Source organism: Staphylococcus debuckii, from assembly GCF_003718735.1.
GTDB classification, from domain to species: Bacteria; Bacillota; Bacilli; order Staphylococcales; family Staphylococcaceae; genus Staphylococcus; species Staphylococcus debuckii.
The window spans coordinates 2,121,143-2,141,753 of sequence record NZ_CP033460.1 but is presented as its reverse complement, the minus strand read 5'-3'; the positions used below and the strand labels follow the sequence as shown (position 1 = coordinate 2,141,753).

Below are 20,611 nucleotides of genomic sequence, written 5' to 3'. Positions count from 1 at the left end.
TGGATCTTTAAATGACAATCAGAAAGGGTTGTTTAAAGTTGCCAACCTCTTTCTTATTGTAAGAATCTAAGAAAAGAGATTAAGAAAAGAGGAATTCGTTTTATGAAATTGAAATCAATTGGGGTAGTGACTGCACTAGTATTGATTATGTTCATGTCAGCCATTGAAACATCGATTATTTCTTTAGCACTGCCTACAATTAAACAAGATTTAAATGTAACAGCTTCAATTTCTTTAGTATTCTCAGTTTATTTTATAGCACTTGTGATTGTGAATCCTTTAGTAGGAGAGTTCCTGTCACGCTTTAAGCTTATTTATGTGACGATAACGGGATTGTTCTTATTTAGTATCGGTAGTTTATTTTCAGGTTTAAGTAGTACATTTACATTATTAATTATATCTCGCTTTGTTCAAGGTCTTGGCGCAGGTATTATGATGGTATTGAGCCAAATCGTACCTAAATTAGCTTTTGAAATTCCTCTAAGATATAAGATAATGGGAATTGTCGGCAGTGTTTGGGGAATCTCAAGCATTATCGGACCTTTATTAGGTGGAGGAATCTTGGAATTTGCAACATGGCATTGGTTGTTCTTCATTAATATACCTATTGCAGTAATTGCGGCTGTACTTGCTTTTATCACCTTTCATTTTGATGAAGATAAAGTCGAAAATGAAGAACCTTTTGACAGTAAAGGTCTTTCCTTCTTTTACTTAACGTTAATCTTTATTGTCGGAGCAGTCACAGCGCCTCTTCCATTTTGGCTGAAGATTATTGCTTTCGTGATTGGTGCAGTTATAGCTTATAAACTATTTAAGGTAGAAAAGAAAATGCGTGCTCCTTTTCTTCCTGTATCTGAATTCAACCGCACAATTACGTTAGTATTCGTTACTGACTTTATTTATGCCATGATTTTAATGGGCTATAACCTATATATGTCGATTTATTTACAGGAAGAATTGGGATTATCACCATTACAAAGTGGTTTCGTAGTATTTCCGATATCTGTAGCTTGGCTGGTTATTAATTTCAATCTGCATCGTATTGAGGCGAATATAACTAGAAAAACGCTATATATCGTCGCTTTCACTTCGTTATTGGTATGTAGTATTCTTATATTTGCTACACATGCAGCTCCGGTATTATTGGCTATTACATTATTGCTTGCAGGTGCAAGTTTCGGCGTGGTTTACACGAAAGACAGTGTAATCGTGCAAGAAGAAACATCTCCAAATGAGATGAAGCGTATGATGTCTTTCTACTCTTTATCTAAAAATCTGGGCAACTCCATCGGTTCTACTATTATGGGCGGTATTTATGCGATGCCGTTTGTGATAGGAGGCGCACGTATTCTTAACAACGTAACGTTAATTATAGTGTTTATTTTAATTCTGTTCGCGCTATGGTTGACTCTGTATAAAAATAATAAATCAGAAGCCTGAAAAATATCCCGTGGTGAAGCGGGATATTTTAATTTATAGAGAGGTTTTTATTGTGTTATGATACATGTGTAAAAATAACTGCATAGAAAGAGGTGAGGGTGCTTGAAATTCTTTAAAAACAACTTTTTTAATCTTATATCTACTTTAATTGTTATTTTTGTGTTTGTGATTTCGGGTGCGATATTCCTCACACTTTTAGGATTTGTGTTATATGGGTTAAGTAGACTGCTTATTTTCTTTCATCTAGGGTATTTTGGTTATAATAAAGGTTTTTACCAAAATCTATTTTATTATGGCAGTTATATTGTACTCGGTTACTTTACAATGTTTACCGTAGAATATCTAATGGATTACTTTAAAAAGAAATTACCGCAGAGTCCATATTTTCACGGCGAAATTTTCCATCTGATTTCCTATTCTGTAACTACAGTGATGTTCTTTTTCATTGTGCACATTCATTATGTATATATTAATATAGACTATTGGGTTATTATGTTGATCATAGCTTTCTTATATATATGTAAAGAAGTATTTTATCCAGATAGCGAAAATCTAAATAGAAATAAGTAATCTCCGCAAGCAATTAGTTTGCTTTGCTAACCTTTATTATTGCATCATAACAAAGGTAGTACGAAAAGGAGTGTTTAAATGTCCGAACAGGTCATAACCAAACATAGACGTAATATAATTGTTTCAGTGATGATATTAAGTGGTTTTATTTCTATTCTGAATCAGACATTACTTAATACAGCTTTACCAGCAATTATGAAGGGACTACATGTTGGAGAGAATACAGCACAATGGTTGGTGACAGGCTTTATGCTCGTTAATGGCGTAATGATACCATTAACAGCTTATTTAATGGATAAAATAAGAACCAGACCTTTGTATCTGGCCTCAATGGGTATCTTTTTAACGGGGACAATTCTAGCAGCTATCGCACCTAATTTCGGAATCTTGATGACAGCACGTGTCATTCAAGCAATGGGTGCCGGTATTATAATGCCGTTAATGCAATTTACGTTATTTTCATTGTTTCCGAAAGACAGACGCGGATTCGCAATGGGGCTTGCTGGCCTAGTGATTTCCTTCGCTCCAGCAATAGGGCCGACTTTATCCGGTTTAATTATAGATATCAGTAGTTGGCGCGTACCATTTATTGCAGTTGCTGTGATTGCAGGAGCAGGATTTATATTCGGAGCAACAAGTATCTCTAACTATAATGAACCTAAAGATATTACATTAGACAAACTGTCAGTTGTTTACTCAACATTAGGTTTCGGTGTAATGTTATATGCATTTAGTAATGCTGGATCATTAGGATTTACGAGTTGGATGTTCTATGTACCGCTTATAGTAAGTTTAATTGTAATCGGTCTGTTTATTAAACGACAACTAACAATTGCGAATCCTATTTTGAACTTGAGAGTGTTTAAAAATAAAACTTTTACCCTAACTACAATCTGTTCGATGATTGTAATGACATCCATGATTGGACCTGCTTTGTTGATACCGATGTATGTACAAAATGCAATGGGACTTTCAGCAATGCTCTCTGGTATGGTGATTTTACCGGGCGCCATTATTAATGGTGCAATGTCAATATACACGGGGAAAGCTTATGATAAATACGGAGTAAGACCATTGATTATTATCGGTTTTACTATGTTGATAATATTGACTGGTGTTTTAGCTTTCTTACGGGTAGATACCCCTTATTGGCTTCTTGTGGTCGTCTATGCTATCAGAATGTTCTCAGTCTCTATATTAACGATGCCGTTAAATACAGCGGGCGTGAATGCTTTGCCGAACAAAGATATTTCGCATGGTACAGCAATCATGAACTTCGCTAGAATGATGGCTTCATCAATAGGCACTGCTTTAATGGTTGCTTTGATGACTTTAGGATCAAAAACTTTTGCGCCAAAACCGCATGAAGCAGCTTCAAAAGAATTATTGCAAAGAGAAGCTGTAGCACGAGGAGTGGATTTATCCTTCGGTGTAATAACTATATTAGTAATAATAGGATTAGTTATTGGACTATTTGTAAGAGATAAAGACAAAACTCGTAAAGCGCCGAACGTGAGAGAAATTTAAATAAAAGATTGATTGAAACCAGTAAAGACAGTATTTTGAGCGTTTTTACTGGTTTTTTGTAATTAAAATACTGAATAAAGCATATTGATTGAATCATTCAGTACCACTTACCCCCTAAGTTTGTTAAAATAGAAGGAGTAAATAATTATATATTTGGGGTGACAAGCTTTGTTAACAGTTGAACAAGTCAACAAATTAGTAGGGAATCTAAAAGATCCAATTTTAGATGTACCGCTTAAAGATACAGGTGGTATTGTTAATATCACAATAAAAGAAGAAATCGACCATGTTAGCGTCAAAATTGCAATGGCTAAATTAGGTGGAAAACCACAATTAGATTTGCAAATGGCTATTGTTGAAACTTTAAAAGAAAATGGGGCAAATACTGTAGGTATCCGTTTTGAAGAGTTAAAACCAGAAACGGTTGCTAAATTTACAGGAGAAGATCCTAATGCTGAGCCTCAAACAATTGAAGGTTTACTTTCAAAAGATAACCCAGTGGAATTTATTGCAATTGCTTCTGGTAAAGGCGGAGTAGGTAAATCAACAGTTGCAGTCAATCTTGCAGTAGCATTGGCAAGAGAAGGGAAAAAGGTTGGATTAATTGATGCAGATATTTATGGTTTCAGTGTTCCTGATATGATGGGAATTGATAAAAAGCCAGGAATTGAAGGTAAATCAGTTAAACCAGTTGAACGTCATGGAGTAAAAGTGATGTCTATGGCATTCTTTGTTGAAGAAAATGCCCCTGTTATCTGGCGTGGTCCAATGCTAGGTAAAATGCTTACTAACTTCTTTACTGATGTAAAATGGGGAGAATTAGATTACTTATTATTAGATTTACCTCCAGGAACTGGAGATGTTGCTTTAGATGTGCATACAATGCTTCCTTCAAGTAAAGAAATCATTGTAACCACTCCACATCCAACAGCAGCATTTGTTGCAGCACGTGCTGGTGCAATGGCTAAACATACTGAACACTCTATTTTAGGTGTTATTGAAAACATGTCCTATTTTGAAAGCAAAGAGACAGGGAATAAAGAATATGTTTTCGGTAAAGACGGCGGTAAAAAATTAGCAGACGAACTTAATTCAGAGTTATTGGGACAATTACCACTTGCTCAACCAACTTGGGATCCCAAAGATTTCGCACCATCTATTTATCAACCTACAGATAAATTAGGTGAAATATATCAAGAAATGGCACAAAAAATCATTACTAAAACAATGAAATAAACAGAAATCCCTTTAAACGCATGTTTTTTAAAAAAATATGCGTTTTTCTATTGCAATTTTTTGTAATCCTGTTAGAATATATCTTTGTGAGCGAGAGAAAGAACAATGTCTCGCAGCTTAAAAAAATATATTTGAAATTAAGTGTTGACTTAATAACTAATTGATGATATATTAATAAAGTCGCCGAAAAAATTAAAGCGATTAAAAAAAGAGAGTGTAAAATTGACTCTTGATAAAATGAAGAAAACATTTTAAAATTGTAAAAGTAATGTTAATTAGTTGTTGACTTTCTTGAAAAGAAATGATAAAATAAATGACGTTACTGAATAAAATGAACATTGAAAACTGAATGACAATATGTCAACGTTAATTCCAATTAACAAACGTCTTAGACGTTTTAAAACAAATTAGTTTTTTATGAGCTAGTCAAACAAATCATAAACTTTTATGGAGAGTTTGATCCTGGCTCAGGATGAACGCTGGCGGCGTGCCTAATACATGCAAGTCGAGCGAACAGACGAGGAGCTTGCTCCTCTGATGTTAGCGGCGGACGGGTGAGTAACACGTGGGTAACCTACCTATAAGACTGGAATAACTCCGGGAAACCGGGGCTAATGCCGGATAATATGCGGAATCGCATGGTTCCGCAATGAAAGACGGTTTTGCTGTCACTTATAGATGGACCCGCGCCGTATTAGCTAGTTGGTAAGGTAACGGCTTACCAAGGCAACGATACGTAGCCGACCTGAGAGGGTGATCGGCCACACTGGAACTGAGACACGGTCCAGACTCCTACGGGAGGCAGCAGTAGGGAATCTTCCGCAATGGGCGAAAGCCTGACGGAGCAACGCCGCGTGAGTGATGAAGGTCTTCGGATCGTAAAACTCTGTTATTAGGGAAGAACAAGTGCGTAGGTAACTATGCGCACCTTGACGGTACCTAATCAGAAAGCCACGGCTAACTACGTGCCAGCAGCCGCGGTAATACGTAGGTGGCAAGCGTTATCCGGAATTATTGGGCGTAAAGCGCGCGTAGGCGGTTTTTTAAGTCTGATGTGAAAGCCCACGGCTCAACCGTGGAGGGTCATTGGAAACTGGAAAACTTGAGTGCAGAAGAGGAAAGTGGAATTCCATGTGTAGCGGTGAAATGCGCAGAGATATGGAGGAACACCAGTGGCGAAGGCGACTTTCTGGTCTGCAACTGACGCTGATGTGCGAAAGCGTGGGGATCAAACAGGATTAGATACCCTGGTAGTCCACGCCGTAAACGATGAGTGCTAAGTGTTAGGGGGTTTCCGCCCCTTAGTGCTGCAGCTAACGCATTAAGCACTCCGCCTGGGGAGTACGGCCGCAAGGCTGAAACTCAAAGGAATTGACGGGGACCCGCACAAGCGGTGGAGCATGTGGTTTAATTCGAAGCAACGCGAAGAACCTTACCAAATCTTGACATCCTTTGACCGCTCTAGAGATAGAGTCTTCCCCTTCGGGGGACAAAGTGACAGGTGGTGCATGGTTGTCGTCAGCTCGTGTCGTGAGATGTTGGGTTAAGTCCCGCAACGAGCGCAACCCTTAAGCTTAGTTGCCAGCATTAAGTTGGGCACTCTAAGTTGACTGCCGGTGACAAACCGGAGGAAGGTGGGGATGACGTCAAATCATCATGCCCCTTATGATTTGGGCTACACACGTGCTACAATGGACAGTACAAAGGGCAGCGAAACCGCGAGGTCAAGCAAATCCCATAAAGCTGTTCTCAGTTCGGATTGTAGTCTGCAACTCGACTACATGAAGCTGGAATCGCTAGTAATCGTAGATCAGCATGCTACGGTGAATACGTTCCCGGGTCTTGTACACACCGCCCGTCACACCACGAGAGTTCGTAACACCCGAAGCCGGTGGAGTAACCTTTTAGGAGCTAGCCGTCGAAGGTGGGACGAATGATTGGGGTGAAGTCGTAACAAGGTAGCCGTATCGGAAGGTGCGGCTGGATCACCTCCTTTCTAAGGATATATACGGAACAGTTTCAATAGAAACTGATGGAATAAGGTGACATATTGTATTCAGTTTTGAATGCTCATCCGAGTATTCATGATTGTACATTGAAAACTAGATAAGTAAGTAAAAATAGATTTTACCAAGCAAAACCGAGTGAATTAGAGTTTTAAAAGCTTTATTCATTTAAATGAATCGCTAGTAATCTTCTTTGCCTACGGCAAAGAAGATTACTCACATAATTAATAACGTGATTAAGTTATTAAGGGCGCACGGTGGATGCCTTGGCACTAGAAGCTGATGAAGGACGTTACTAACGACGATATGCTTTGGGTAGCTGTAAGTAAGCGTTGATCCAGAGATTTCCGAATGGGGGAACCCAGCACAAGTTATGTTGTGTTATCGACATGTGAATACATAGCATGTCCGAAGGCAGACGCGGAGAACTGAAACATCTTAGTACCCGCAGGAAGAGAAAGAAAACTCGATTCCCTGAGTAGCGGCGAGCGAAACGGGAAGAGCCCAAACCAATGAGCTTGCTCATTGGGGTTGTAGGACACTCTCTACGGAGTTACAAAAGAATTGATTAGACGAATCGTACTGGAAAGTCGAACCAGAGAAGGTAAGAGTCCTGTAGTCGAAAGTCAATTCTCTCCTGAGTGGACCCTGAGTACGACGGAGCACGTGAAATTCCGTCGGAATCCGGGAGGACCATCTCCCAAGGCTAAATACTCTCTAGTGACCGATAGTGAACCAGTACCGTGAGGGAAAGGTGAAAAGTACCCCGGAAGGGGAGTGAAAGAGAACTTGAAACCGTGTGCTTACAAGTAGTCAGAGCCCGTTAATGGGTGATGGCGTGCCTTTTGTAGAATGAACCGGCGAGTTACGATCTGATGCAAGGTTAAGCAGCGAATGCGGAGCCGCAGCGAAAGCGAGTCTGAACAGGGCGTTGAGTATTTGGTCGTAGACCCGAAACCAGGTGATCTACCCTTGGTCAGGTTGAAGTTCAGGTAACACTGAATGGAGGACCGAACCGACTTACGTTGAAAAGTGAGCGGATGAACTGAGGGTAGCGGAGAAATTCCAATCGAACCTGGAGATAGCTGGTTCTCTCCGAAATAGCTTTAGGGCTAGCCTCAAGTGATGATTGTTGGAGGTAGAGCACTGTTTGGACGAGGGGCCCCTCTCGGGTTACCGAATTCAGACAAACTCCGAATGCCAATCAATTTAACTTGGGAGTCAGAACGTGGGTGATAAGGTCCATGTTCGAAAGGGAAACAGCCCAGACCACCAGCTAAGGTCCCAAAATATATGTTAAGTGGCAAAGGATGTGGTATTGCCCAGACAACTAGGATGTTGGCTTAGAAGCAGCCATCATTTAAAGAGTGCGTAATAGCTCACTAGTCGAGTGACACTGCGCCGAAAATGTACCGGGGCTAAACATATTACCGAAGCTGTGGACTGTCCTTCGGACAGTGGTAGGAGAGCGTTCTAAGGGCGTCGAAGCATGATCGCAAGGACATGTGGAGCGCTTAGAAGTGAGAATGCCGGTGTGAGTAGCGAAAGATGGGTGAGAATCCCATCCACCGATTGACTAAGGTTTCCAGAGGAAGGCTCGTCCGCTCTGGGTTAGTCGGGTCCTAAGCCGAGGCCGACAGGCGTAGGCGATGGATAACAGGTTGATATTCCTGTACCGCCAATAATCGTTTTAAGCGATGGGGGGACACAGTAGGATAGGCGAAGCGTGCTGTTGGAGTGCACGTCCAAGCAGTAAGACTGAATGGTAGGCAAATCCGCCATTCATAAGGTCAAGCTGTGATGGGGAGAGGAAACATGTTTTCCTCGAGTCGTTGATTTCACACTGTCGAGAAAAGCCTCTAGCTAGAGATTTGGCGCCCGTACCGCAAACCGACACAGGTAGTCAAGATGAGAATTCTAAGGTGAGCGAGAGAACTCTCGTTAAGGAACTCGGCAAAATGACCCCGTAACTTCGGGAGAAGGGGTGCTCTTTAGGGTTCACGCTCTGAAGAGCCGCAGTGAATAGGCCCAAGCGACTGTTTATCAAAAACACAGGTCTCTGCTAAACCGTAAGGTGATGTATAGGGGCTGACGCCTGCCCGGTGCTGGAAGGTTAAGAGGAGTGGTTAGCTTCTGCGAAGCTACGAATCGAAGCCCCAGTAAACGGCGGCCGTAACTATAACGGTCCTAAGGTAGCGAAATTCCTTGTCGGGTAAGTTCCGACCCGCACGAAAGGCGTAACGATTTGGGCACTGTCTCAACGAGAGACTCGGTGAAATCATAGTACCTGTGAAGATGCAGGTTACCCGCGACAGGACGGAAAGACCCCGTGGAGCTTTACTGTAGCCTGATATTGAAATTCGGCACAGCTTGTACAGGATAGGTAGGAGCCTTGGAAACGTGAGCGCCAGCTTACGTGGAGGCGTTGGTGGGATACTACCCTAGCTGTGTTGGATTTCTAACCCGCGCCATTCATCATGGCGGGAGACAGTGTCAGGCGGGCAGTTTGACTGGGGCGGTCGCCTCCTAAAGTGTAACGGAGGCGCTCAAAGGTTCCCTCAGAATGGTTGGAAATCATTCATAGAGTGTAAAGGCATAAGGGAGCTTGACTGCGAGACCTACAAGTCGAGCAGGGTCGAAAGACGGACTTAGTGATCCGGTGGTTCCGCATGGAAGGGCCATCGCTCAACGGATAAAAGCTACCCCGGGGATAACAGGCTTATCTCCCCCAAGAGTTCACATCGACGGGGAGGTTTGGCACCTCGATGTCGGCTCATCGCATCCTGGGGCTGTAGTCGGTCCCAAGGGTTGGGCTGTTCGCCCATTAAAGCGGTACGCGAGCTGGGTTCAGAACGTCGTGAGACAGTTCGGTCCCTATCCGTCGTGGGCGCAGGAAATTTGAGAGGAGCTGTCCTTAGTACGAGAGGACCGGGATGGACATACCTCTGGTGTACCAGTTGTCGTGCCAACGGCATCGCTGGGTAGCTATGTATGGACGGGATAAGTGCTGAAAGCATCTAAGCATGAAGCCCCCCTCAAGATGAGATTTCCCAACTTCGGTTATAAGATCCCTCAAAGATGATGAGGTTAATAGGTTCGGGGTGGAAGCATAGCGATATGTGGAGCTGACGAATACTAATCGATCGAAGACTTAATCCAATTTCAAGTTTTGATTGGTAAACTGATTTTACTTACTATCTAGTTTTGAATGTATAAACATTCTATTGTCTGGTGACAATGGCAAAGAGGTCACACCTGTTCCCATGCCGAACACAGAAGTTAAGCTCTTTAGCGCCGATGGTAGTCGGACTTACGTTCCGCAAGAGTAGGACGTTGCCAGGCAATACTATTATTCCACAGTAGCTCAGTGGTAGAGCTATCGGCTGTTAACCGATCGGTCGTAGGTTCGAGTCCTACCTGTGGAGCCATATGGCCCCGTGGTCAAGCGGTTAAGACACCGCCCTTTCACGGCGGTAACACGGGTTCGAGTCCCGTCGGGGTCATTACATATTGGAGAATTAGCTCAGCTGGGAGAGCATCTGCCTTACAAGCAGAGGGTCGGCGGTTCGAACCCGTCATTCTCCACCATTTTATTGAACTAAATACATGCTGGAGGGGTAGCGAAGTGGCTAAACGCGGCGGACTGTAAATCCGCTCCTTCGGGTTCGGCAGTTCGAATCTGCCCCCCTCCACCATCATTAATGGGCTATAGCCAAGCGGTAAGGCAACGGACTTTGACTCCGTCACTCACTGGTTCGAATCCAGTTAGCCCAGCCATTAGAGCCATTAGCTCAGTTGGTAGAGCATCTGACTTTTAATCAGAGGGTCAGAGGTTCGAATCCTCTATGGCTCACTCTTAGCACTCTTTTTGAAGAGTGCTTTTTTTATGTCTTTTTTTAAAGAAGTGAAATTAATAATTATCTATTATGTATTTTCATTCAAGGCTATCGTTATTTTTATGATATAATTTGATTGTATGATGGCTGTTTATCAACTTGATAAAATAGTTTTCATTGTAATTAGGTTACCGGAGGAGATGCTATGAATTTTGGCAGCTTTTTTGAAAATTTTAACACGGTAAAGTTAATAACTAGTGTATTAGATTTAGTCATCGTCTGGTATGTGATTTATCTTCTAATCACGGTATTTAAAGGTACAAAAGCTATTCAACTCCTCAAAGGAATCATTGTCATTGTAATTGGTCGATGGGTAAGTGCAGCTTTGGATTTGACTACAACAGCTCGCTTGTTCGATATGGTTATTCAATGGGGATTCTTGGCAATTATTGTAATCTTCCAACCAGAAATTCGTCGAGCTTTAGAACAATTGGGGCGAGGAAACTTATTCCGTCGCTATACTGCCAGTACTTCAGCTGATCAACAAAAATTGATTAAATCAGTTTCTGGTGCTGTACAATATATGGCTAAGAGACGTATTGGTGCCTTAATTGTTTTTGAGAAGAAAACAGGTTTACAAGATTATATTGAAACAGGTATCCCAATGGATTCAGATATCTCACAAGAACTGTTAACTAATGTTTTCATTCCAAATACACCATTACACGATGGCGCAATGATTATTCAAGGTACTAAGATAGCAAGTGCAGCTTGTTATTTACCGCTCTCTGATAGTTCTAAGATTTCGAAAAGCTTAGGTACAAGACACCGAGCTGCTGTTGGTATTTCAGAAGTATCGGATGCATTTACTGCGGTAGTATCAGAAGAAACAGGTTCTATTTCTATAACCTTTGATGGGAAACTCCGTAAAGACATTTCATTAGAAGTCTTTGAAGAATTATTAGCTGAACATTGGTTTGATACCAGACTTCAAAAGAAAGGTGTGAATTAAAATGTTTGAGAACAAATGGGGCTTACGGTTTGTAGCATTTGTCTTAGCATTAGCCTTCTTTTTAACTGTGAATAATGTCTTTGGTAATATTTTCAGTTCTTCAGCGTTGACGCAAAGTACAACGCGAACAATACAAAATGTGCCAGTAGAAGCTACATATAATAGTAAAGAATTATACGCATCTGGTATACCTGAAAATGTAGATGTCCAATTGAAGGGTTCGCAATCGAAAGTTTTAAAAGCACAACAGTCTGATGATATTAAAGTGGAACTAGATTTAACTAAAACGAAACTGGGGAAACATAAAGTCGACTATGTTATTAAAGGATTGGACAAAGACGTAGAAGGTACTGTTAATCCTAAACAGGCTAATGTGAATTTAGAGAAAAAGATCACTAAAGAAATGACTGTTCAAGCTGATGTGAGCAATAAGGACATTAATTCAGATTACAAAATTGCAAATGAATATGTTTCTCCACATAAAGTCAAAGTAATTGGCGGTGAACATCAAGTGGATAATATTGCGTATTTGAAAGCAACTTTCAAAGATAATAACAATGTTAGCCAAGACACGACAGACTCTGGAGAAATTGTAGCTTTTGATAAAAATTTGAATAAAATCGATGTTATAACTAAACCGAGCAATGTTAATATAACTGTAGAACTGAAGCCATATAGCAAAAAAGTAGATATAAAGAAAAAAGTAATTGGTAAAGCAAACTCGAATATAAAAGCGAGTGATATTGATTTATCCAAGCAACAAGTTGAAATCTTTGGAAACAGAGAAGACTTGAGTGATATTAATGAAATTACAGGTGAAATCAATCTTTCTGATTTCGATAATTCTGATGAAGCACCTGTAAAATTGAATATTCCTGATAAAGTTACAAATACAAATTCAGATGATATCAAAGCATATTTATCAACGCATTAAAATTTTTAGCAATAAAAGGAGAAATTTGAAATGGGCAAATATTTTGGGACTGACGGTGTAAGAGGCGTAGCAAATAAAGAACTTACGCCTGAACTTGCTTTCAAATTAGGAAGATATGGAGGTTATGTTTTAGCACATAATGAAGATAAAAAACATCCGCAAGTACTCGTTGGACGTGACACACGAGTTTCTGGTGAAATGTTGGAATCTGCGCTTATTGCAGGACTAATTTCTATCGGTGCCGAAGTAATGAGATTAGGTGTTATTTCTACACCTGGTGTTGCTTATCTAACTAAAGAAATGGATGCAGAATTAGGGGTAATGATTTCTGCTTCTCACAACCCAGTCGCGGATAATGGCATTAAATTCTTTGGATCAGATGGATTTAAATTATCTGACGATCAAGAAAATGAAATTGAAGCATTATTGGATGAAGCAAATCCTGACTTACCTCGTCCAGTGGGTGATGAAATTGTACATTACTCTGACTACTTTGAAGGTGCTCAAAAATATTTAAGTTATATTAAATCAACAGTTGATGTTAATTTAGATGGACTTAAAATTACATTGGACGGCGCAAATGGTTCTACTTCACAACTTGCTCCATTTTTATTTGGAGATTTAGAAGCAGATACAGAGGTGATCGGCTGCAGCCCAGATGGTTACAACATCAATGACGGTGTAGGTTCAACGCACCCTGAAGCATTAGCGAAGACAGTAGTAGAAACAGAAAGTGACTTTGGTTTAGCCTTTGACGGTGACGGAGATCGCTTAATTGCTGTAGATGAAAAAGGAAACATTGTAGATGGAGACCAAATCATGTTTATTATTGGGCAAGAAATGGCTAAAAACCAAGAACTCAATGATAATATGATTGTTTCTACAGTAATGAGCAACCTTGGATTCTATAAAGCATTAGAAGCTGAAGGTATTCAATCCAATAAAACTAAAGTTGGAGATCGCTATGTAGTAGAAGAAATGCGCAAAGGTAATTATAATCTTGGCGGCGAACAATCTGGCCATATTGTATTAATGGATTACAATACGACAGGTGATGGATTGCTTACAGGGGTTCAATTAGCTGCAGTAATCAAATTAACAGGAAAATCATTAAGTGAGCTTGCAGGACAAATGAAAAAATATCCTCAATCACTGATTAATGTACGTGTTACTGATAAACATGGCGTTACAGATAATGCGGATGTGAAAGCAGAAATGGATCGAGTAGAAGCTGACATGAATGGAGAAGGACGTATCTTAGTTCGTCCTTCAGGCACTGAACCATTAGTGCGTGTCATGGTAGAAGCAGCTACAGATGAAAAAGCTCAAAATTACGCACAACAAATTGCTGATGTAGTAGAAGAAAAAATGGGCTTAGATCAATAAGGTAATATAAAAATAGCAGGGGCTGGGACAAAATAATGTCTCAGCTCCTGCTATTTAAATTGGCGGTAGCTATCTGCCCGCTCTCTATCTCACCATTTGGATTTCATCGTGTTGTATTAAATCTTCTAATAACCTATTATGTTCAAATGAACGTCTAATTGATACTTTGCCGATCACATTCATTGTGATAGTATCTTTATCAATTTTAAGGATATGAATTTGTATATTTCTCACATGATGATATAAAAATATTTTCGTGATTTTATTTTGGATATCTTGCGAGTAATCTGCTTGAATATGCACTTTAATAGATTCACTTAAACGGATAGACTTAAAAAGCATATCTTCTCTGAATACATATTGGATAATCACGATTAAGATAGTAGAAACGATACCGATAAAATAGAGACCTGAACCCAATGCCATTCCGATACCTGATGTTATCCAAATACCTGCTGCTGTAGTTAAGCCATTGACATTTTGATTTCTGATTAAGATAGTACCTGCACCAATAAAACTAATTCCGCTTACAACTTGAGCGCCAATACGTGAAGGATCCAGACTGATATTAGTTTCATGCAAGATATCATTGAATCCGTATTTAGAGATGATTAGAAAGAGGGCAGAAGCTGCAGCAACAAGAATATGTGTTCTGATACCTGCTGATTTCAGACGTACTGTCCTCTCATATCCGATTGTAGCGCCACATATAGCTGCAATAAAAATACGTAAAAATAAATCTAATTGAAACATCATCATTATCGTTTTCCCCTTGTTCTCTCTTCTCTATTAATAATATATACCACTTATTAGAAGAAAATAGACTGGTAAGTCACGTTTATTTGTGAATTACCAGTCTTAAAATAGTGTCTTAGAGTTGGTTGTAAACAGTTTCTATTTCTGCTGCTAATTTTGAATCGATTTCAGCATATTCTTTTAAGAAAGATTCAACCCCATGTTCTTGAATATAGTTATTTTTTTCAACAGTTTCAGCATCATTATCATCTTGGTATTTAAGTAAAAATGCTGCTTCATGAGTTAATCCTTCATGTGCTAAATCATGTTGATACAGATAGTTTAATGGTTTGATAATTCTATCTTTAGGTCCGATTTTACGTATTGTACCTCGTCCTACACGTGTCAACTCATCTGACAAATTAGGATTTTTAAAACGTCCAATAATCTTTTCAACATATTCTGCTTGTTCTTGTGCAGAGAAACCGAACTCGTCAATGATATATTGGCTTGTTTCTTTTAATACCTCACGCAATCCTTTTTCTACTTTTTCATCATTAATTGCTTCTAATACAGTTTGGTGACCGTAATATTGACCAGCATAAGCGATATAAGCATGTCCTGTATTTACAGTCATCAACTTACGTTCAATATAAGGTGTTAAATCATCTACATATTTAATGTGTTCCAATTGTGGTCCATACCAAGCATCCGCTTCTACTACCCATTCAAAGAAGGGCTCAACTAAGACATCTAGAATATTTTCATGCGTTTGTTGCGGTACAATTCTGTCCACAGCTGAGTTCGCGAAATGAATATGCTCAGGAAGCGGACCCGTAATATCTAAAACTGCTGCTTTCAAAGTATCTGTAGCCATAATTGCATTTTCACAAGCAACCACATTTACAGGCGTTTCTTTTTCTTTTAAAGCAGGTGCAAGTGACTTAGCAATAATTGGGAGTAAATTAACGCCTACCGCTGTAGTGATAATATCAGCTTCTAAAAGTGCTTGATAAAGCTTCTCTGGATCTTGAGCTGAATTTATCGCATCTACTCCTTTAACAGTAGTGGTAGTGTGAGCTTCATCTGCAAGAATCACCTCGTATTGATGTTCTTGATTTAAAGCATCTACAATCGCGCTATTGACGTCTGAAAATGTAACTTCTACATCATTATTTGAGAGAATTTGGCCGATAAAACCTCGACCAATATTCCCAGCTCCGAAATGTACAGCTTTCATTATACGTCAGCCTCCTCGAATACTGCTTTGATTTCTTCAGGAGATTGTGCGTTTACAATGCGCTCTACATTTTCTTCTTCACTAAAGGTAATTGCGATTTTAGATAATAAATCTAAATGTTCGCCATCTTTACCAGCGATACCTACTACAACTTTAGCAACGTCGTCTCCCCATTGTACGCCTTCAGGAATTTGTAAAAGTGTTAATCCAGATTGTAGTACAGCATTTTTAGCTTCATCTGTGCCGTGAGGAATCGCTAACCCATTTCCCATAAATGTTGAGACCACTGCTTCACGATCTTTCATTGCTTGAATATAATCTTCAGTAACGGCACCTGCATCTACAAGTGCTTGTCCTGCTTTTTCTATTGCTTCGTTTTGGTCCTCAAAAGATTGATTTAAAAAGATGTTTTCATTACTGAATAATTCAGCCATAATTAATCACTCCATATTTAATATTTTTTTAGTTTCTTGAATAAAAGCTTGTTTCATACTATCTTGTAATTCTTTTGGATTGTGCATTAAATCATCAATTCTATGCAAATTGCAAGTAATAGTTTCTGACACTGCACTGACAACTTGTGAGGCTGGGCTATTTTCTGGTAAAAACATGCTGATTAAATAATTGATTTCCCTGGTTTGTCCTGATGAAGTGATTGAAAGAGGTTTCTTCAATCGAGTAAATAAAATCATAGGACTTTGAATCAGCGCATGTTTCATGTGCGGCAGACCAATAGGATACGGGTCTAAAACAATCTCTCGTTCCTCTGCATAGTCTTTAAGCACTTGTTTAAATTGAGATTTACTTTCTATACTGTGATTTTTGTTAAGTTGTTTTAATAAATAATCTTGCCAATTAGAAATCGCAACATCATCAACTTGCACATTTTTCAGGACCTCTAAGTTATCACTTATTTGACTGACCACTTGATTTAAAGATTCTGAATCGACTTGCTCAGAATTGATTTCAGTTTTCTTATAGTCTGATGAATACCTCGTATTTAAATAATGAGCGACATAATTAATATCTTGATCAGGTAAGAGGGGATTCACTGTGATATAAGGTTCTTCAATCTCTAAACCAATTGTAGAGATAATCCCATCGTAGCTTTTCAAATTTAATTGTTTTAAATCGCTGAGTGAAGCCTGGGTTGTTTCACCAATTTCTGAAAAAGTCTGAGTTAACCTAGTAGCTAACACTCGGCTAGTACCGATTCCAGAACTACAAACAACTAAAATGTTCAAAGCTTTTTCTTTCAAGTGTTTAAGAGAACCACCAAAATGTAATACTACGAAAGCAATTTCACTAGCTGGAAATTTTAAATCAGGCCAGATTTCTGCTAAACCGCGTTCGACACTATCGTATAACCTGGAATATTTACTACGGATCATATCGGTCAATGGATTATGCGTTTCGATATTAGCATTCAAACGATTAATAGCAGGGATTAAATGTAATTTTAATCCAGATGCTAACGTTGCTTTATCCTCAAATTCATATTGCGAATTATCTTCCACAAAGGTTATCAACTGTGAAATTTTGTGATTATCATCTGCTTGTATAGTGGAAGAAGCCTCATCCTTCCTTCTTTTAGCACCACGCAAATGAATGGTAATAAACGTAATTTCTGCAGTATTGAAAGTAACTTGATAGATAGCAGAGAGTTGATCTGCGAGAGATTCAGCAACCTGATATTCCAAAGTATCTTTAACTGAGTCAAAGATATCGGAATCAATCGACACATTCTCTCCATGCTGGATTCGTTCAATGCTTAATACAATATGAACAGTGAGAGTAAGGTAACTCGCTTCTGTCAGACTATAGGGAAGGGCACCTAAATAATCCATTAAAATACGTTCGACTTGAAAAATATTTTCCAATTCAACCATTGAAAGTTGAGATAGATTTAAAGATTGATATACGAAGTGATTTTCAATTACTGAATAGACACTGGTACTGTTCAAGTTAGTGACCATCATTTGACTTAACATTTCGCGCTTTTTAGCTTCTGAACCAGTTAATGAAATCCCTGATCCACGTTTACGCTCGATACTGAGTTGATAATCAGCCGCTTCTTCTTCTAACTCGTCTAAAATTTTAGTGAGCGTAGTGGAAGCTACTCCAATTTCATGAGCTAAACTATATTGTTTAACGGGCAACTTGCTTTGAATCAAAGCATAAAGAATAATCGCCTTTTGTTCTTCTGAAGTTAAATCTAATGCTGGCATCTGATTCAATTCAGAATGCAGCTGTTTTAAATCTGCTGATGAACCTTTCAATTGAACACCTTTTTTAGGAATACGTTCAATTGAAAGATTAAATTCATCTAAATCTTGTTCTAAAGTTTTCAGTTCCCGGTGTATGGTTCTTGATGAAACGGCAAGTTGTTGTGCAATTTCATATGTCGTAATGAACTGGCCTTTGTATTTAATGAGCAGTGTAACGATTTCTTTTTCTCTGTTGCTTAAAAACATAGGAATCACCTGCTTCTTATCTTTTCACTCACCTTATTGATTTTGATCTTCTTTCAAATTATTAATTAGTTCTTCATATCTAGGAGAATTTAAGAAGTTTTCTACTGAGATATGAATCGCATCAGGTGATTGTTTAATAGCACGGTCTGTTAATTTTTTCTGAGTAATAACGAGTTGTGCGTCTTTCGGCAATTGGTTGATTGCAGTATTCGTCACTTGGATATTTTCTAATCCAGCTTTTTTAAATTTATTACGCAACATACTGGCACCCATTGCACTTGAACCCATACCCGCATCACATGCGAAGATAACATGGTCGATATTTTGATAATTGTGAGCATCTACATCTTCAGTATTGTAATCCTCTAATAACTCGTCGCTATCTTTATCTTCCGTTTTATCTGAAGCAGTTGCTGTTTCAGCTGTATTATTTTCAGTTGTATTCTTTTCATCTTTCGCACTTAATTTAGAGGCAACACTAGATTTTTTACCTTTAGTTGCTTCCATTTGCGCAGTAGCATCGGCTAAATCTTGCTTAGGATCTTTAGTGAATTTCAAGATGAGTGCTGAGACGATGAATGAAACAAGTGCAGCTAATACAACACCAATTAACATATGCAAGAACTCTCCTTTAGGAGCATTGATTGCATAGACAATAATAGAACCTGGAGAAGCGGGCGTTTTAAAGCCGAAATCTAAGAGTGAATAAGTTGCAACACCAGTCATACCGCCAAGGATAACAGATACAAATAATAGAGGTCTCATCAATACGTATGGGAAGTAAATTTCGTGAATACCACCAAAGAATTGAATAATACCAGCACCGTAAGATGTTGCTTTCGCTGTTCCTTTTCCGAAAATCATATAAGCGATTAAGACACCGATACCTGGACCAGGGTTAGATTCGATTGTATAAAGAATAGATTGACCTGCATGTGCAGCTTGATCAGCACCAAGCGGCGTAAAGACACCATGATTGATAGCGTTATTTAAGAAGACAATTTTAGCAGGTTCAACTAAGATACTGACTAATGGTAATAAATGCGCATGTACTAAAGCTTCAACACCTACTGATAAAATGTGCATGATAAATTTCATAATAGGCGCTAAAATTTCGAAACCGACGATAGTCATAATGAAACCGAGAATACCAGCAGAGAAGTTATTGAATAACATTTCGAAACCTTGTGGTGTTCTAGGTTGAATGAACTCGTCTGTTTTTTTCATCAACCAACCAACGAGCGGCCCCATAATCATTGCACCTAATAACATCGGTGTATCAGGTAAGGCAACAATAACCCCCATAGTAGCTGTTGCTGCAATGATACCACCACGCAAGTCGTGAATTAATCGGCCGCCGCTGAAAGCAATAAGTAATGGAATAAGATACGTAATCATTGGACCTGCCAATTGAGCAAGGTCTTTGTTAGGGAACCAGCCGTTATCGATAAAGATAGCAGCGATAAATCCCCAAGCAATGAATGCACCGATATTCGGCATAATCATACTACTTAAAAATGAACCGAAAGCTTGGACTTTGCGTCCAATCCCTTTATTTTCTTGTGAACTTGACATTGTATCCACCTCTTTTAATTAAATTTGATATACATTTATTGTGAGGGGTGTAAGCGCTAAACTCAATCTAAACTAAACGTGTGTTTGTCATAGAAATACTGACATTTGTAAAAGGAAAGATATACTATAGAAGGAAATAGATTTATAATTGTGAATAACTATTGAAAAATGCAATTTATTTTACAGTAAGTATAGTTGTAAGCGTATTCACTTTAAGTAAATGTTTGCAATTATGAAAACAAACATTGTACAATAATTTATATTACGTACAAAGGAGGGCAGAGGTAACAAATTATAATTATAGCGCCCGTACAACTTAAGCGAAAAAAGCAGCGATTTATGACTTGAAGCAGAAGTCATATTAGCTTTGAAGCGGATGTTGTAGACGAGGAAGACAGTGATCGATTATCGGCGGATGCTGTCTCGGATGAGGTCATTCGTAAATTTACAAAGTAAAACACGGAGGCGACTCGGTGCACAAAGTTTGTAAATAGACCGACGTTTATATTTTTTATATTTTTTGAAGCGGAACTCAATTACAAGGGGATAGTACGCCTTTTTTAAGCGATTGGTGTGAGCAATCACTTTCAAGGTGTTGATTTTTTGATGTGTTGCTATTGAATAAGTGAGAAGATTTAAT

At 39.0% G+C, this 20,611-nt stretch carries 12 protein-coding genes, 6 tRNA genes and 3 rRNA genes; 16 read left to right on the top strand and 5 right to left on the bottom strand.

Annotated elements, in window-relative coordinates; translation table 11 throughout:
- Positions 1-102: 102 nt before the first annotated feature.
- The 16 genes from sdrM (at position 103) to glmM (ending at position 13,947) form a co-directional block, all read left to right on the top strand.
- Entirely contained in the window at positions 103-1,440 is a 1,338-nt protein-coding gene (gene sdrM, locus CNQ82_RS10315) for a multidrug efflux MFS transporter SdrM (protein ID WP_123145182.1), read from the top strand.
- Between the two features lie 102 nt (positions 1,441-1,542).
- Positions 1,543-2,010 carry a SepA family multidrug efflux transporter gene (locus CNQ82_RS10310; RefSeq protein WP_123145181.1) on the top strand — a complete coding sequence of 156 codons (468 nt, stop codon included), beginning with the start codon at positions 1,543-1,545 and terminating at the stop codon, positions 2,008-2,010.
- A gap of 78 nt (positions 2,011-2,088) precedes the next feature.
- Positions 2,089-3,537: an MDR family MFS transporter gene (locus tag CNQ82_RS10305; protein WP_123145180.1), complete on the top strand. Its 1,449-nt coding sequence runs from the start codon at positions 2,089-2,091 to the stop codon at positions 3,535-3,537.
- Between the two features lie 168 nt (positions 3,538-3,705).
- Positions 3,706-4,773: a P-loop NTPase gene (locus CNQ82_RS10300; RefSeq protein ID WP_095104147.1), complete on the top strand. Its 1,068-nt coding sequence runs from the start codon at positions 3,706-3,708 to the stop codon at positions 4,771-4,773.
- Positions 4,774-5,217: 444 nt separating this feature from the next.
- Positions 5,218-6,769: ribosomal RNA gene (locus CNQ82_RS10295) — 16S ribosomal RNA — on the top strand.
- 244 nt (positions 6,770-7,013) lie between these two features.
- Positions 7,014-9,938, top strand: a 23S ribosomal RNA gene (locus CNQ82_RS10290).
- Between the two features lie 68 nt (positions 9,939-10,006).
- Positions 10,007-10,121, top strand: a 5S ribosomal RNA gene (rrf, locus tag CNQ82_RS10285).
- The 16S, 23S and 5S rRNA genes sit together here with 6 tRNA genes alongside, the layout of an rRNA operon.
- Positions 10,122-10,132: 11 nt before the next feature.
- Positions 10,133-10,207: transfer RNA gene (locus tag CNQ82_RS10280), tRNA-Asn, on the top strand.
- Between the two features lie 3 nt (positions 10,208-10,210).
- Positions 10,211-10,282: transfer RNA gene (locus CNQ82_RS10275), tRNA-Glu, on the top strand.
- Between the two features lie 9 nt (positions 10,283-10,291).
- Positions 10,292-10,367, top strand: a tRNA-Val gene (locus CNQ82_RS10270).
- Between the two features lie 23 nt (positions 10,368-10,390).
- Positions 10,391-10,474, top strand: a tRNA-Tyr gene (locus CNQ82_RS10265).
- Between the two features lie 7 nt (positions 10,475-10,481).
- A tRNA-Gln gene (locus CNQ82_RS10260) sits at positions 10,482-10,556 on the top strand.
- Between the two features lie 3 nt (positions 10,557-10,559).
- A tRNA-Lys gene (locus CNQ82_RS10255) sits at positions 10,560-10,632 on the top strand.
- Between the two features lie 188 nt (positions 10,633-10,820).
- A complete protein-coding gene (cdaA, locus tag CNQ82_RS10250; protein WP_123145179.1) occupies positions 10,821-11,627 on the top strand; it encodes a diadenylate cyclase CdaA in 807 nt (268 codons plus the stop codon).
- Position 11,628: 1 nt separating this feature from the next.
- Positions 11,629-12,561, top strand: coding sequence for a CdaR family protein (locus CNQ82_RS10245; RefSeq protein WP_123145178.1), 933 nt, complete (start codon positions 11,629-11,631; stop codon positions 12,559-12,561).
- A 30-nt stretch (positions 12,562-12,591) separates the two neighbouring features.
- Positions 12,592-13,947, top strand: coding sequence for a phosphoglucosamine mutase (gene glmM, locus CNQ82_RS10240; RefSeq protein WP_123145177.1), 1,356 nt, complete (start codon positions 12,592-12,594; stop codon positions 13,945-13,947).
- 84 nt (positions 13,948-14,031) lie between these two features.
- Here glmM and CNQ82_RS10235 read toward each other — a convergent pair whose 3' ends face one another.
- The 5 genes from CNQ82_RS10235 to CNQ82_RS10215 all read right to left on the bottom strand — a co-directional run bounded on the left by CNQ82_RS10235 (position 14,032) and on the right by CNQ82_RS10215 (position 19,971).
- Positions 14,032-14,706 (bottom strand): MgtC/SapB family protein, encoded by a 675-nt coding sequence (locus CNQ82_RS10235; protein WP_240624882.1) that lies wholly within the window; start codon positions 14,704-14,706, stop codon positions 14,032-14,034.
- 112 nt (positions 14,707-14,818) lie between these two features.
- On the bottom strand, positions 14,819-15,922 hold the full coding sequence (locus tag CNQ82_RS10230; RefSeq protein ID WP_123145176.1) for a mannitol-1-phosphate 5-dehydrogenase: 1,104 nt from the start codon (positions 15,920-15,922) through the stop codon (positions 14,819-14,821).
- Positions 15,922-16,356, bottom strand: a complete 435-nt coding sequence (locus CNQ82_RS10225) for a PTS mannitol transporter subunit IIA (RefSeq protein ID WP_123145175.1) — start codon at positions 16,354-16,356, stop codon at positions 15,922-15,924. Before CNQ82_RS10225 ends, CNQ82_RS10230 begins: the two co-directional genes overlap by 1 nt.
- Positions 16,357-16,362: 6 nt before the next feature.
- Positions 16,363-18,396, bottom strand: a complete 2,034-nt coding sequence (locus CNQ82_RS10220) for a BglG family transcription antiterminator (protein ID WP_123145174.1) — start codon at positions 18,394-18,396, stop codon at positions 16,363-16,365.
- 33 nt (positions 18,397-18,429) lie between these two features.
- A complete protein-coding gene (locus tag CNQ82_RS10215; RefSeq protein ID WP_123145173.1) occupies positions 18,430-19,971 on the bottom strand; it encodes a PTS mannitol transporter subunit IIBC in 1,542 nt (513 codons plus the stop codon).
- Positions 19,972-20,611 lie beyond the last annotated feature (640 nt).